Source organism: Novosphingobium terrae, from assembly GCF_017163935.1.
In the GTDB taxonomy this organism is placed as follows: Bacteria; Pseudomonadota; Alphaproteobacteria; order Sphingomonadales; family Sphingomonadaceae; genus Novosphingobium; species Novosphingobium terrae.
Genome location: NZ_JABVZR010000001.1, coordinates 1,923,860 through 1,937,922, shown reverse-complemented (window position 1 = coordinate 1,937,922; position 14,063 = coordinate 1,923,860). Strand labels below are relative to the sequence as shown.

The following is a 14,063-nucleotide window of genomic DNA, read 5'->3' as shown; positions in this document are numbered from 1 at the left end:
GCAGCTACGGGGGCGAGTGGGCTGCGGATGCCTGGGGGATGAGAAAATATTTGCATCGACGCATCCAGGCAGCGTTGAGCGCCGTAGCTGGGGGCATGACGATGACCCTTCTTTCCGCCCTTTGCGGCGGCGCCTTATCGATCATCATGGCCGGAGCCTGGTGCATCGCACGCCATCCGGGGCGCTCGGGCTGGATCGATGTGATCTGGTCGCTGGCGGTCGGCCTGGTGGGAGCCGTCGCGGCGCTGCTCCCTTCGCCGGATACGATACCGCTGCGGCAAGGTCTGGTGGCGGGCATGGTGGCACTATGGGCACTGCGGCTGGGCGGCCATATCGCCTTGCGCACGGCGGGGCACGGCGACGATCCGCGTTATGCCGAACTGCGGCGGGAATGGGGGGAACGGTTTGCGCTTCGCCTGTTCCTGTTTCTGCAAATTCAGGCCGTCGCAGGCTGGTTGCTGGTGGTCTGCGTCATGCTGGCGGCCCATCGCCCCGGCATTGTCCCGGTGTGGAGCGACGGCGTGGGTGCAATCTTGCTGTTGCTGGCGGTGATCGGCGAAGGCGTGGCCGATGCCCAATTGCGCGCCTTCCGCAAGGCCCCCGACAATCGGAGGCGGATTTGCGAAAGCGGCTTATGGGGCCTGTCGCGCCACCCCAATTACTTCTTCGAATGGCTGGGGTGGATCGCCTATGCGCTGATCGCCATAGGGCCGGACGGCCATTGGGCAGAAGGCTGGCTGGCGCTGATCGGGCCTGTGTTCATGTACTGGCTGCTCGTCCATGTCTCGGGCATTCCGCCGCTGGAGGCGCATATGCTGCGCTCACGCGGGGATGCTTTTCGCGCGCACCAAAGGCACGTGCGCCCTTTCTGGCCGATCCCCCGATCTCATCCCACAGGAGAATCCTGATGAACGCTGTCGCCACACTTATCCGCGCCGCCGAGACCGCTCCGTTGCCTGATCGCCTGACCCGCGCCGGGATCGAACTGCTGGTCCGCATGCGGCGTCGCAGCCTGACGGACCCAGACGAGCACGATGCCGACTTTGCCCGCACTATGGCGCAGCATCCCATCGCCGAACATACCGACACCGCCAACGAGCAACATTATGAACTGCCCCCGCGCTTTTTCGAGCTGACGCTGGGACCGCGCCGGAAATATTCCTGTTGCCTGTTCCCCACCGGCAAAGAGACGCTGGTTGAGGCAGAGGTCGCTGCACTGGAAGCCACGCTGGCGCATGCCGGGCTGGTCGATGGCCAAAGCATTCTGGAACTGGGCTGCGGCTGGGGCTCGCTCTCGCTTTTCATGGCGCAGCGCCTGCCGATGGCGCGGATCGTGGCAGTGTCGAACTCCGCCCCGCAGCGCCATTTTATCGAGCAGCAGGCGACGGCCCTCGGCCTGACCAACCTCACCGTCATCACCTGCGACATGAACCACTTTGCCCCTGAAGGCCGGTTCGACCGCGTCGTCTCGATCGAAATGTTCGAGCATATGGCCAACTGGCAGAAACTTCTGGCCCGTGCACGCAGCTGGCTGATGCCTGAGGGCCGCCTGTTCCTCCATGTCTTCAGTCATCGCAGCCAGCCCTATCGCTTCGATACCGCTGACAAGACGGACTGGATCGCCCAGCACTTCTTCACCGGCGGCATCATGCCCAGCCATGGCCTGATCGAGCATTTTCCGGAGAGTTTCACCTTGGAACAGTCCTGGCGCTGGAGCGGACGGCATTACCAGCGCACCGCCGATCTCTGGCTGGAAAATTTCGATGCCAACCGGCCTGCCATCGATCTCGTGCTCGCCTCGGTCTATGGTGAGAAGGCCGCTTTGTGGGCGCGGCGCTGGCGGCTGTTCTATCTGGCCACCGCCGGGCTGTTCGGTCACAATGGGGGTGAGGAGTGGGGCGTCAGCCATTATCTCCTGCGCCCTGCCCCGTGAGCCTGCCAGCACGTCTGCGCGCCTATGCCGCCCATCCCGATGCCCTGACGGCTGGCTGCAACCGTATTGCCCTGCTCGTCGCCTCCAGCCAGCCGACCTATCCGCTGTATGTCGCATGGCTGGCGGGCGGCAGCTGGTGGGTGGCTTGCGTCACCTTTCTTTCCACTCCTTGCTTTATCGCCGTGCCTGCACTGGCGCGACGGCACGCCACAGCCGGGCGAGCGCTGCTGGTTGTGACCGGGGTGGGCAATGCCATGCTGGCCAGCATGGCGCTGGGGGTCGGATCAGGCGTGGAACTGTTCCTGATCCCGACCCTTCTGATCACGCTGCTCGCTTTTCGCAAAGCGCCGCGTGTGATGATTGCGCTGATTGCCCTGCACGCGGTAGTTGGTCTGATGCACGGGCACTATGGCTTAGCATGGGCCGCCATCCCCAAACCCGGGCGCGGGCCGCTCTTGCACCTGAATGCATCAAGCGCCGCCATCCTGTCTCTCATCATTGCCTCGACGCTTATTACGCCATCCAGCGCGCGACGATAAACCCGACTGTGGCTGCCAGAGCCGTCAGCACGGTGCCCCAGCACAGATCCGCCAGGGTGATCGTCAGCGGCCAGTTGCGTAGCGTCGCCTGATTGGTGAGGTCATAGGTGGCATAGGCCACAAGGCCGAGGAAAGCGCCGCGCCAGGCTGCTGTGCCCCATGATCCCGCTGCGCGGGCTGGATCAATCGCGAACACCATGATGCCCGCGATGTAGATGGCGTAAAAGGCCAGGGCCGGTGCCGGCGCAAAATCGGCCTGGAGCAGATCACCCAGATGCGGGCGATAGAGCCTGCTGGCCATCACGCTCAGCCAAACGGCGTCACAACCCAGAAAGGCCAGAGCGGTGGCGACATAGGTGATGATCAAGCTGCGCATCGGGAGCCTTGTGTGTAGGGAACAGGCCATGGTGTAACACATCCCAGCCCCTTACGATCCGCCCTGCCCTTTATTTCAAGAGCGGTACGGCCATGGATTGGCGTTGGTTGAGCAGGCCCTATTCGATTGGAGACTGCGCCTTCATGGATGCGGGCTCCGATCTTTTCCAAGTGCTGCCGGGCATCAGAGATGCATCCAAAACGCCCACCTCGACGTAAGAGGGGTAGAGGAGATCAATCATGTCCCTTCCCTTCAAACGCCTGATCCCTGTCGCCCTGTTCACGATGCTGGGTGCGGGGATTGTGGCCGCCCTGCCCGGAACCCCCGCAAGGGCTGCTTTGCCGCAAGGCGCTGCAGCTCCCGATTTTCAGACACAGGCGGTTCTGGCGGGCAAACCTTTTGGCTTTCATCTGGCCGATGCGCTCAAAAAGGGCCCGGTGGTTCTCTATTTTTTCCCTGCCGCTTTCACCAGCGGCTGTACCATCGAAGCCCATGATTTTTCCGACGCCACAGAGGCCTTCCGTGCTTCAGGGGCAACGGTGATCGGCCTGTCGCATGATCCGCTCGACAAGCTCAGCCGCTTTTCTGTGACCGAATGCCGCAACAAATTCGCCGTCGGGGTCGCCAGCAGTAAAGTGATTTCCGCCTACAAGGTCAAACTGCCGCTGCTTTCAATGTCCAATCGGACCAGCTACGTTATCGCTCCAGACGGAAAAATCCTGATGATGTATTCCGCTTTCAGTCCGCAAGATCATGTTGCCAAAGCACTTGCTGCCGTTCAGGCATGGCATCGCACCCATCCTGCTTCTTGAGCTTATCGCCAAACCCATATGGGGTCGCTGACAAAACTGCCCTCCAACATCCAGCTCGCCCTCTTTAGCGGTCACTCATTCATTTCCTGAAAACCGAGATCGGACGAGCGCGGGCTTGCCCGTAACCGACTGATGGATTATGTCTCTTGGCATCGGGATCAAGCAACCTCCCGATCAGGCGTCAGCCCAAGTGTTGCCTTTCACGCTTCCGCACTTTTGCGGAGCGAAAGGCATATGGGTCCATGACGTTTTCCCAAGACAGTGAAGTTGGTCGCCCTCCTGATTTTGCCGAGCTGTTGCGTGTTTCCGCTCGCGTCGGCTGCCTGAGCTTTGGCGGTCCTGCCGGCCAGATCGCGCTGATGCATCGCGAACTGGTCGAGGAACGTCGCTGGATTAGCGAGGAACAGTTCCTCCACGCGCTCAATTTCTGCCATCTTCTGCCCGGCCCGGAAGCCCAACAACTCGCGATATGGATCGGTTGGAAGCTGCACGGGATACGCGGCGGTCTGGTCGCTGGGCTGCTGTTCGTCATCCCAGGCGCGATTGTCATTCTTGCACTATCGGTTCTCTATGGGCTGGCAGCCCATCTGGCATGGTTTGCCGCGCTGTTCCTGGGCATCAAGGCGGCCGTGCTGGCCATCGTCGTGCAGGCCGTGCTGCGCATTGCGGGGAAAGCACTGACTACGCCGTTTCGCAAGGGCGCGGCGGTGGTCGCGTTTATTGCGCTATTCCTCTTCAATGCTCCATTCCCGGTGGTGGTGCTGGCGGCGGGCGCGATCGGCATTCTTGTAGCCCGTATGCGCCCCGCACTGCTGGGACTCAAGGATGGTACCGGACCGACAACAGGAATGCCTCGCCCATGGCGGCACAGCTTATGGTCGATCATCATCGGCTTGGCTGCCTGGGCCGCGCCCATGCTCGCCGTTCTTGCGCTGCTGGGTCGGGATCATGTGCTCTGGCGAATCGGCCTGTTCTTCTCGAAGCTCGCCGTGGTCACCTTTGGTGGCGCCTATGCTGTGCTGGCCTATATGGCGCAGCAGGCCGTTTCCACCCAGCACTGGTTGAGCGCCACCGAGATGGCCGATGGCCTCGGCCTTGCCGAGACCACTCCCGGCCCGCTGATCATGGTCACGCAATTCGTCGGCTATCTGGCCGCATTCAGGGCTCCCGCCCCTTTTACCCCGATCGCCTCAGGCATTCTGGCTGCGCTGCTCACGACATGGGTGACCTTTGCCCCCTGCTTCCTCTGGGTCTTCGCACTGGCCCCATGGATTGAGCGGCTTGAGCATGCGCGGCTGCTCAAGGGCGCCCTGGCACTGGTAACCTCGGCCATCGTCGGGGTGATCGCCAACCTGAGCGTCTGGTTTGCTCTGCAGGTGCTGTTCCATAACTTCCAGCCGATCACCATGGGACCAATGGCGCTTAGCCTGCCGATCCCGAGCAGCTTCGACTGGCGGGCGGGCCTCATCGCTGCGGCCTGTGTCTGGGCGATCATCAGCGCCCGCAAACCCGTCATTCCCGTGCTCATCCTCGCCGCCGCCAGCGGCAGTCTCCTGTCCCTGATCCCGTGATTGGAACTCTTGCCATGAACGAGTTTTCTCGCCGCAACGCCCTTGGCACCATCGCCCTCGGCATGGCCGCTGCTGCGGCGCCCATTGAGGCTGCTGCCCAGAGCGCTGCACCCGCTCCCAGTCCAGCCTTCGCCGGTGCCCACCAGCCCAAGCCGCTCCCCTTCGACCCGACCAAACTGCCCCGCCTGTCGGAAAAGCTGATCCGCTCGCATTGGGAGAACAATTATCAGGGCTCGGTCAAAGCGCTCAACATGGTGGAAGGGCGCCTTGCCAACGCCATGGCCGACAAGGACCTGCCCCCCATGATCTATGGCGACCTCAAACGCGAGGAGTTGCATCGCACCGGTTCGGTCATCCTGCATGAACTCTATTTCGAGCAATTGGGCGGCAACGGAATGGCCAGCGGCACCATACGCGAGGCTCTGGCCCGTAGCCATGGCAGCTTCGAAGCCTGGGAGGCCGAGTTCCGCCGCACCGCCATGGCGCTGGCGGGCGGCTCGGGCTGGTGCATCCTGGCCTGGAATCACTACACGAAGTCGCTCCACAACTACTGGGCCTGGGACCACACCAATGGCCCTGTGACCAGCGCGCCCCTGCTGGTGCTCGATATGTATGAGCATGCTTTCGCACTCGATTACGGCGCAGCTGCCGCCAAATATGTCGATGCTTTCATGCACAACGTGGATTGGGCCGTCGTCGATGCGCGCTACAAGAGCGCAACCCACAGTTAAGCGAGAGACCTGCCATGGCCGCACTCAATGCCATCAGCCCTGCCAAGCTCATGCGCCTGATCGGTACGCCAAGGTGCCCGGTCCTCATCGACCTGCGCATGCCGGAGGATACCGGTGGACGCCTCTTCCCCGCCGCGATCTTTCGCAATGGGGCGGAGGTGGCCGATTGGGGCGCCGCCTACGCCCGTCGCGAGGTTGTCGTGCTCTGCCATAACGGCAGGGCGATTAGCCCCGGCGTTGCGGCCTGGCTCCGACACCACGGCGCCGATGCCCAGATCCTGGAGGGCGGCATGGTGGACTGGCAGGCCGAGCGGATGGCGGTGATCAACGCAGAGGCATTGCCCGAACGGGACACTCAGGGGCGCACACTCTGGGTGACCCGGGCCCGCCCCAAGGTCGATCGCATCGCCTGCCCATGGCTGATCCGTCGCTTTGTCGATCCCCATGCGATCTTCCTCTTCGCGGCTCCCGCCGAGATCGAATCCGTGGCATTGGCCTTCGGCGCCACGCCCTTCGATGTCGACAGCGACGGGCTGCGTTGGAAACATCGTGGCGAGCTTTGCACCTTCGACGCCATGATGCGGGACTTCGGCCTTGCGGATCTGCCCGCGCTGGACCGCCTGTCAACCATCGTGCGCGGCGCCGATACGGACCGACTGAGTCTGGCTCCCGAGGCACCTGGATTGCTGGCCTTGTCGCTTGGCCTGTCGCGCATGTTCGATGATGACCACCAGCAGCTTGAGGCTGGCATGCTGATCTATGACGCACTCTATCGCTGGAGCCGGGACGCAACCGACGAAACGCATGGCTGGGCGTCGCACAGATCAAAGAAGCGGGAGACCGCGTGAGGGCCGCCCCTTCGCGCAAGGCTTGAACAGACCACCTGCTGCTGCAGGCGATGGAGCATAGTGTGATGTCATGGAATCCCTTGGCTGCTGCCCGCAAGCACTGGCTGATCCTCAGCGCCGCTGTTCTGTTCACCCTTGCGCTCGCGGGCTTTCAATGGGTTCTGCCGGGCTTGTCGGTGGCGCGGCAGGAGCCACCCAGCCTTGAAACCGTGACCGCCACCTGGCTTCTGCATCACAGCGTCCCAGCTTCGGCCAAGGCAGCGAAGAACCCGCTGAGCGAGCATCCCGATCCAGCGGCGGTCGCTGCCGGACATGATCTTTTCGCGGCGAAATGCGCGTCCTGCCATGCCTATGATGGAGGCGGAAAGACGGAGATGGGGGCCGGAGAATATCCCCGCCCGCCAGCGCTCCACGCGCTGCTTCCCTCGCTGAGTGATGGAGAGGTGTTCTACCACATCCGTAACGGCATCCGTAACACCGCCATGCCTGCCTGGAACATGCCCGATGACCAGATCTGGCGTCTGGTGGCCTATCTGCGCAGCCTTCCTCCCGTTGCCATGCTCGGCGGGCCACCAGTCTCGGGCGCCATCGCGCCGCAGCAGGAAGCGGCGGTGCGCGACGCCCATTATGTAGGGTCCGCGACCTGCCAGACCTGCCATCAGGAGATCTATGCGCGATGGGCCAAGACCCGCATGGCCAACGTGGTGCGCGATCCCAAACAGCACCCCGATGCCATCATCCCCGATTTTTCGAAGCCCGATGCGCTGGTGAAGTTCAAGGTCAGCGATGTTGCGCTGGTCTACGGTAGCCACTGGAAGCAGCGCTATTTCAAGAAATCCGGAGACACCTACACGCCCTTCCCGGTGCAGTGGGACATCATCAACAAGAAATGGCTCCCCTATCACGTGCCCGACAAGGGGGGCGACTGGTGGGCTTCGCACTATCCCGACAAGGGCGATAACAGCAATCGCCCCACCGGTCCGCTCTGCGATGGCTGCCATTCGGTGAATTACAACATCGCCACCAAGGCGGTGGCCGAATGGAATGTCGGCTGCGAGATGTGCCATGGCGCGGGCAGCGCCCATGTGGGCAATCCCGTGATGGTCAACATCCTCAACCCGGCCCGGCAAGGCTATGTGAAGGCGAACGACACCTGCATTCAGTGCCATTCGCAGGGGCAACCGCTCAAGAACCCGATTGGCGGAAGATATTACGACTGGCCAGTGGGCTACCATGCCGGACTGAAGCTATCGGATTTCTGGAAGCTGGAGGATCACAAGCTGGGCGAGATGAGCTTCACCCACTTCCCCGACGGCACGGCCCACAAGAATCGCATGCAGGGCAATGATTTTGTGCAGAGCCTGATGTATGCCCGGGGTGTCACCTGCTTCAGCTGCCATGATCCGCATGGTAGCAAAAATGAGGCGATGCTGCGCAAGCCGGTGACCGAAGTTTGCCTGTCCTGCCACGGCCCCAACACCCAGAACGGGCCACATGCTGACACCATCGAGGCCCATACGCATCACCTGCCGGGCAGTCCAGGCAGTCAGTGCGTGGCCTGCCATATGCCCAAGATCGCGCAGACTGTGGGCAAGGTGAACGTGGCCAGCCATACATTCCGCTTCGTCATGCCATCGCAGACTGAAAAGCTCGGTATCCCCAATGCTTGCAACGCCTGTCACAAGGACAAGACACCGGCATGGGCCACCGCTGCGATCAAGGGATGGGCGGATAGCTCGCCGTGGAGAGTTGATCAGTAGCCGCCTTAGGGTCAGACACTGGCCGATGGGCGGGTCGGCCACGCATGATAAGCAAATGGCGGCTTTCTAGGGTTTTGGTCCGGAAACCGCCGTTCGATGGCCGAGGTGCGCCCGTTAGAAGCGCCTTCCGTTCATCCAGAAACCGAGACAGCTGCAGCCTCAGGCAAAGCCAGCCCGGTTTACACTTGGCAGCAAGCCGGGCTACATAGTTACCCCGGTTGATCAGCTAGCTTGTGCCAGGCACCCGATGAAAGCACTGGCTCTTTCAGATTCCGTTGGGCTGCGGCACGCCATCATGGTAGGTTACGCTATCGCCGTATGAACGCCTGCAGGCTTCGGTGACCGAGAGATTCTATGTGCTCCCGCTTGCAACCGGAGGAGCACATTATGTTCGGATCTCAATAATCAAAATCGCAGCCTTTCCGCGACCGGCTTTCCGACCAGTCCGAGCCTTGCTGGGTTGGATGCTTTGTCGCGCTCGACCTGCCAGCTCAGAAGAGCCGGTCTGGCGTCGATCCCGACGCCCAACGACAAGGAAAGACCATGTCGGACTCTCTCCAAGGTAAAGCCATCCTGCTGGCGGAAAGTGCCTGCTTCATCGGTGCTGAGCTGGCCGAAGACCTGATTGCACGCGGCGGGGTGCCCATCGGCCCAGTGGCCGATCTGGCCGCAGCCCTTTTGCTTGTAGAGCATGAACAGCTTGATGCGGCCGTCATCAGCCTGACGCTCAAAGACCAATCATCTCAGCCCGTTGCCGACTGCCTGAATGAGCGAGGCATTCCATATGTGATCCTCACCGCTCATAACCGTCGCGATGCCGGGTCAGACCATGGGGGCGCTCCGGTGCTGAGTAAGCCAATCTCGACCGAGCGTGTTTTTGCAGAAATGGAACGCCTTCTAATCGAGGGCGCTTCCTGAGGTCGGCAGATTTCTCAATGGGATGAGACTGCATTCAAGTCCCTCGATTGGGACAGAGCGCTAAAAGAGGCATCGAGCCAATCGTCTCATGCCAAATTTGCCGCCAATAGGTCAGACACGTCAGCAGTGCCTTGCGGTTCACGGGGCAATGGCAATAAAGGGTGTTCACTGAAAGGGGGAAATCGAAGTTTGGCAATGCAATGTGCTGCAATTCCCTACCGCAAAGCGAATCATGGCGGATTTGACATTCTGCTGGTGACCTCGCGCGGTAAGGGGAACTGGATCCTGCCCAAGGGCAAGGTCAAGCTGGGAAAGACGCCGGCAGTCTCTGCTCAGGAGGAGGTCTATGAAGAGGCCGGCGCTCGAGGCACGATCGATCAGGCGCTCGTAGCTCGGGTGGATCTGCCGGCGCCGGAGAAAAACCTCGCCGGCCCGAGCGATCACATGCAAATTTTTGCCATGGAGGTCGTTGACCTCGTGATGATCTGGCCAGAGATGTTCCAGCGCCAACGCCGCTGGGTTCACCTTGAAGAGGCGATCAGGATGGTTAAGCCGCCACATTTCCGCGCTGCCTTGAAGACCTTTGCTACCATTGTGGCGCCAATCACTTGAGCCAAGGCGTCCATGGCGGGTAAGACGCTCGCGACTTTTCCTGGCGATCTGGCTTATCCGGCGGCTTTGGACGATTTTGGCGCGTTGTTGAGCGGTTTTTGATCCTCGTGCAGGTGATCATCGTTGCCTTCGTGTGAGGTGCTGCTTTCGTCCTCACCTCCGCCCGCAAGTTCCGGTTTCTTTTTGCCGCGCACATTGTCGCCGCTATCCGGTCGGCCACTAGTCTCAACCATATCGAATTCCTCAAGATATGAGATTGCAAGCGCCAGCTTCTTCGACCCCGTGAAGGCGAACCAACCATTCACAAGATCGCAGCAGACGGAGGACAGGGATGGCGCCCTTCGAAATAGTAACTGACCTGAGAATAAATTGATCCCAATGACAATTGAGCAGCTTCGTGATGACCTCTTTGTTTCGCTAGATTTTGCAAAAATAAAAATGGAAACAACCCGCGCCTCGCTGCAATAGGAAACAAAAAGGTTTTTTCGTCAAAGACGTATCGCCGTCGCGGCAACAGCGGAGCGTGAATTCCATCAACTGTGTTAGAAAACTGATCGGTATCCGAAATGAACGAGATGATGCTGCAAAATCGCCCTGCACTAACCGTCGTCGATTAAGTATGGGCCGTCCACCTGCATCAGCGCCCAAGCGGCGAGTCAGCGTAACCCTCAAGCAGGGCTGCGGCATCATCGTAAATCCCGATGGCACCGGCATTCCACAACGCGTCGTCAGAGAACTTGCCCGATCTGAGCCCAACGGCTGCGATCCCCGCCTTGTTGGCCGCCTGCATGTCATAAGGCGTATCGCCCACTACCATCGCCTCCTCGGCGCTGACATTTGACAGCTTGGCGAGTGCCTCGGCGAAGATGTCGGGAGCAGGCTTGGTGTGTTTCACATCATCGCTGGTTGTCGTGGCATCCACGAGGTCGCGAACATCCAGCAAGTCGAGATAGTGATCGAGTTCGGCCTCCGAGGCAGACGAAGCCAGCACGATCTGCTGGCCCGATCCATGGGCATGCGCGAGCAAGGCGCGGGCCTGGGCGAACGGTTTCACGGCCTCAAGGAAATGCGTTTTGAAGACTGCTCCGTGAACCTCACCGAGCCTCTTTTGCGCAGCTTCATCGAGGTCAGGCAACAGGGTCGGCACGAGCATGTCCGTCCCCTTGCCGATCTGATCGTGGATCATCTGGCGATCAAACGTTTCGCCGACGCTGGCGAATGCTGCTTCCCAGGCGATGACGTGGAAGTCATTGCTGTCGACCAGCGTCCCGTCGATGTCGAACAAAACCGCCTTGATCCGCATGGCTTTGCTCCAAAGATGTGTGGCGCGGTCAATCCCGCCTAACTCGGGTAGCGATGATATGGCCTGTATCGGAGCGGTCATGCCTGCGATCCAGCCGCAGACTGCACGGGCGCAGCAGCAGCCGGCGTTGGTGACGCCGCATCGGCGCCGGTCGCCGGTGTGACATCTCCAGCCGGCATGACGTCCCCCCCGGCGTTTTCGATCTGCTTTTCCACCGAAGCGACCAATTCGTTCCAGCTCTGGACGAACGCAGCAACACCGTCACGCTCGAGCGTCTGCGCCACATCCTCCAGATCGATACCGGTCGCTGCGAGATTCTTGGCGATGATCCGGGCTGCCTCGAAGCTGCCCGACACCCGGTCGACAATCGGTTGGTCGAATGTGCCGACTGCACCCAGCGTTGCTTCCGGCATTGTGTTGACCGTATCGGGCGCGACGAGCTCGGTAACATAGCGGGTTGCCGGAAATGCCTTGTCCTTCACCCCGGTCGAGGCCCACAACAAGCGCTGCAACGACCCGCCCTTGGCCGCCAACGCTTGCCAGCGCTCGGAAACCTTGGCCTCCTCATACATCTCATAGGCCAGCCTTGCGTTGGCAATGGCAGCCTGGCCGTGCAGTTTTTCGGCTCTCGCCTTCGCTTCCGCATTGCCAGCCTGGGCGACAGCGTCCAGCCGTTTGTCCACTTCGGTGTCGACCCGGCTGATGAAGAACGATGCGACGCTCTCGATCCCGTCCAGAGTCTCGCCGCGACCGGCACGCTGCTCAAGTCCCTTCATGAAGGCGTCGAGGACTGCCTCGTACCGGCTAAGGGAGAAGATCAAGGTGACGTTGACGCGGATGCCTTCCGCGATGGCGGCGGTAATCGCCGGCAGGGCCGCCTGCGTGGCGGGGATTTTGATGAAGAGGTTTGGCCGATCGATCAGCCACCACAACCCCCTTGCTTCGGCTTTCGTTCGCTCAGCGTCGGCGGAAATGCGCGGATCGACCTCGATCGACACACGTCCGTCGCGGCCCTGGGGTCGCATCGAAAGTTGGCCTCAGAATATCGCATTCTGCGCGCACGTCCCATCCCGTCAGCAAGCGCAACGTCTCGCCAATGGCCGTCCCGCGCAGCGCAAGCTCCTTGACCTGCTCTTCGTAACCGGATCCGGCGCTGATCGATTTCGCAAAGATTGTAGGGTTGGTGGTGACACCGACGATATCACCGGCGCTGACACGGCGAGCAAGGTCACCGGACAGGATTCTGGAGCGGCTGAGATCGTCGAGCCAGAGGGCAACGCCCGCCTGAGCCAGGCTTGGATAGGGTGAAGTCATGGATCGTCCGATCCGGCATATGCCGCTTGAGCTTCGACCACTTCCAGCCAAACACTCTATGATTTCCCGGGCGGCAAACGACTTTCAACCACCGTCAGGCATAGTGTCTAACGTCCCAAAAGGCAGAATGGCGCCGGACTGCTCAAATCTTTTATCCTGATGCCGCCTGGCTGCCTCGTTTCGTCAGGTCCTCACCAATGGCAGCTATCGCAATTCTGGAGATCAAAACCGGACCTTCCGGTCTCCACGACCGCCCGGTCGTCAAAGGCATAGTTCGGCACGAGGCAACGCCCCGGCCACCCTCGCTGACAAACCCGCCGTTCGCGGCCCGGATTGACCTCGCCGAAAGCTGCCGGTCGTTCACCCCGCCATGAAGGGTTCTGATCGACCGGCCTTGGGACTCTCCTGCCCTTATCAGGTCACGCGTCGAGCGGCAGGTAGATGTCCAGTCCTTTTCCGACCGGCAATAAGAGCGTGACTGGGCGTGAGCGGGTTGCAGACGAGAGACTTTCAGCAGCGATGGCGCTGGACGACTGACCGGTTGACGCCGGTAGGATCATGCGTAGGAGCTGAAGCCTTCCTTGCTCAAAGCTCTGGCTCATCAGTTGACCGGCCTCGGTGACAAGAAAGCGTTCGAGCGCCAGCGTCTCGTCGCGGCGGCCGGTGCTTACGACTGCAGACAATGTTGGACACTGACATTGTTAGAGCTTTTGCGCTATTGAACTCATCTTTTATCCGGTGATCTAGTGCGATGGGCTGGCGTGCCACGCCGAGGACCTGGCGGTCATTACTCGACGCAGAAGTCTCCTGGGCGTTCGAGGCGATCGTAGGGCCTACGCAGCATTCGGCGGGGGCGCTGGCGAACCCAAATTGGGGCCCAACTCGGTTTCCATCCCCTCTAGCATCGCCACCACCTGGTCGAAGTCCCCCGGCAAGGCGAATTGATCAGGTCGCCCGTAGCGCAACCAGTGCTTCCGATACGGGTCGTGGAGGAGTTTCGCGATATCCGCGAGATATGGCGCCGTTGAAGTGAAACCGCGCTTTTCCGCCTCACTGATCGCCTTGAGCAGATCATGGCCGATCTTGTCACGCAGAAATGTCTCATCAGCGCCGGCATCGTTCATGACCACAGCCGCTTTCAGCATGAGCTCCATTCCGAGCCCGAGCAGGTGCATGATCGAAAGCGAATTCTGGCCGTTAAAGACATGATCGACGGGGTCCGCGAGGTCCTCGACCGATGCATGCTGAACGGCCGCCGCGTAAAGCAGGCATGCCGCGGCGGCGTGGGCACGGCCTGTTCGATAGAGCGTTCCGGCGAGATCGCCTGTCATGTTCTTCTCCTCCTT

17 protein-coding genes are annotated in these 14,063 nt (G+C 61.0%); 10 read left to right on the top strand and 7 right to left on the bottom strand.

The features are described 5' to 3' along the window. The first annotated feature begins 101 nt into the window (after positions 1–101). Genes HGK27_RS08830 through HGK27_RS08820 form a run of 3 tightly spaced genes read left to right on the top strand, consistent with a single transcriptional unit; the run spans position 102 to position 2,472 of the window. Entirely contained in the window at positions 102–908 is an 807-nt protein-coding gene (locus tag HGK27_RS08830; protein ID WP_241126954.1) for a DUF1295 domain-containing protein, read from the top strand. Next, positions 908–1,933: an SAM-dependent methyltransferase gene (locus HGK27_RS08825; protein WP_206240194.1), complete on the top strand. Its 1,026-nt coding sequence runs from the start codon at positions 908–910 to the stop codon at positions 1,931–1,933. Before HGK27_RS08830 ends, HGK27_RS08825 begins: the two co-directional genes overlap by 1 nt. Then, positions 1,930–2,472 carry a hypothetical protein gene (locus tag HGK27_RS08820; protein ID WP_206240193.1) on the top strand — a complete coding sequence of 181 codons (543 nt, stop codon included), beginning with the start codon at positions 1,930–1,932 and terminating at the stop codon, positions 2,470–2,472. Before HGK27_RS08825 ends, HGK27_RS08820 begins: the two co-directional genes overlap by 4 nt. Here HGK27_RS08820 and HGK27_RS08815 read toward each other — a convergent pair. Next, a complete protein-coding gene (locus HGK27_RS08815) occupies positions 2,447–2,848 on the bottom strand; it encodes a DUF2177 family protein (protein ID WP_206240192.1) in 402 nt (133 codons plus the stop codon). The genes HGK27_RS08820 and HGK27_RS08815 overlap by 26 nt on opposite strands. A gap of 239 nt (positions 2,849–3,087) precedes the next feature. Here HGK27_RS08815 and HGK27_RS08810 point away from each other — a divergent pair, with 239 nt between their 5' ends. From HGK27_RS08810 to HGK27_RS08780, 7 genes are all read left to right on the top strand, one after another. After that, entirely contained in the window at positions 3,088–3,660 is a 573-nt protein-coding gene (locus HGK27_RS08810) for a peroxiredoxin (RefSeq protein ID WP_241126953.1), read from the top strand. A gap of 242 nt (positions 3,661–3,902) precedes the next feature. Next, positions 3,903–5,231 carry a chromate efflux transporter gene (chrA, locus tag HGK27_RS08805; protein WP_206240191.1) on the top strand — a complete coding sequence of 443 codons (1,329 nt, stop codon included), beginning with the start codon at positions 3,903–3,905 and terminating at the stop codon, positions 5,229–5,231. Positions 5,232–5,245: 14 nt separating this feature from the next. Then, on the top strand, positions 5,246–5,962 hold the full coding sequence (locus HGK27_RS08800) for a superoxide dismutase (protein WP_206240190.1): 717 nt from the start codon (positions 5,246–5,248) through the stop codon (positions 5,960–5,962). 14 nt (positions 5,963–5,976) lie between these two features. Continuing rightward, positions 5,977–6,810 carry a chromate resistance protein ChrB domain-containing protein gene (locus tag HGK27_RS08795; protein ID WP_206240189.1) on the top strand — a complete coding sequence of 278 codons (834 nt, stop codon included), beginning with the start codon at positions 5,977–5,979 and terminating at the stop codon, positions 6,808–6,810. Between the two features lie 65 nt (positions 6,811–6,875). Further along, entirely contained in the window at positions 6,876–8,570 is a 1,695-nt protein-coding gene (locus HGK27_RS08790; protein WP_206240188.1) for a c-type cytochrome, read from the top strand. Positions 8,571–9,113: 543 nt separating this feature from the next. Continuing rightward, complete coding sequence (locus HGK27_RS08785) at positions 9,114–9,488, top strand: response regulator (RefSeq protein ID WP_206240187.1); 375 nt, start codon at positions 9,114–9,116, stop codon at positions 9,486–9,488. Positions 9,489–9,683: 195 nt separating this feature from the next. Continuing rightward, complete coding sequence (locus HGK27_RS08780; protein ID WP_206240186.1) at positions 9,684–10,100, top strand: NUDIX hydrolase; 417 nt, start codon at positions 9,684–9,686, stop codon at positions 10,098–10,100. A 53-nt stretch (positions 10,101–10,153) separates the two neighbouring features. On the opposite strand, the gene HGK27_RS08775 is transcribed toward HGK27_RS08780, so the two are convergent. The 6 genes from HGK27_RS08775 to HGK27_RS08750 all read right to left on the bottom strand — a co-directional run bounded on the left by HGK27_RS08775 (position 10,154) and on the right by HGK27_RS08750 (position 14,048). Beyond that, on the bottom strand, positions 10,154–10,333 hold the full coding sequence (locus HGK27_RS08775; RefSeq protein ID WP_206240185.1) for a hypothetical protein: 180 nt from the start codon (positions 10,331–10,333) through the stop codon (positions 10,154–10,156). Between the two features lie 404 nt (positions 10,334–10,737). After that, entirely contained in the window at positions 10,738–11,403 is a 666-nt protein-coding gene (locus HGK27_RS08770; RefSeq protein ID WP_206240184.1) for an HAD family hydrolase, read from the bottom strand. 77 nt (positions 11,404–11,480) lie between these two features. Then, positions 11,481–12,401 (bottom strand): transaldolase, encoded by a 921-nt coding sequence (gene tal, locus HGK27_RS08765; RefSeq protein WP_206240183.1) that lies wholly within the window; start codon positions 12,399–12,401, stop codon positions 11,481–11,483. Then, positions 12,361–12,717 carry a transaldolase family protein gene (locus HGK27_RS31285; protein ID WP_206240182.1) on the bottom strand — a complete coding sequence of 119 codons (357 nt, stop codon included), beginning with the start codon at positions 12,715–12,717 and terminating at the stop codon, positions 12,361–12,363. Before HGK27_RS31285 ends, tal begins: the two co-directional genes overlap by 41 nt. 419 nt (positions 12,718–13,136) lie before the next feature. Further along, positions 13,137–13,400 (bottom strand): hypothetical protein, encoded by a 264-nt coding sequence (locus HGK27_RS08755; protein ID WP_206240181.1) that lies wholly within the window; start codon positions 13,398–13,400, stop codon positions 13,137–13,139. A gap of 150 nt (positions 13,401–13,550) precedes the next feature. After that, positions 13,551–14,048: a hypothetical protein gene (locus HGK27_RS08750; protein ID WP_206240180.1), complete on the bottom strand. Its 498-nt coding sequence runs from the start codon at positions 14,046–14,048 to the stop codon at positions 13,551–13,553. Positions 14,049–14,063 lie beyond the last annotated feature (15 nt).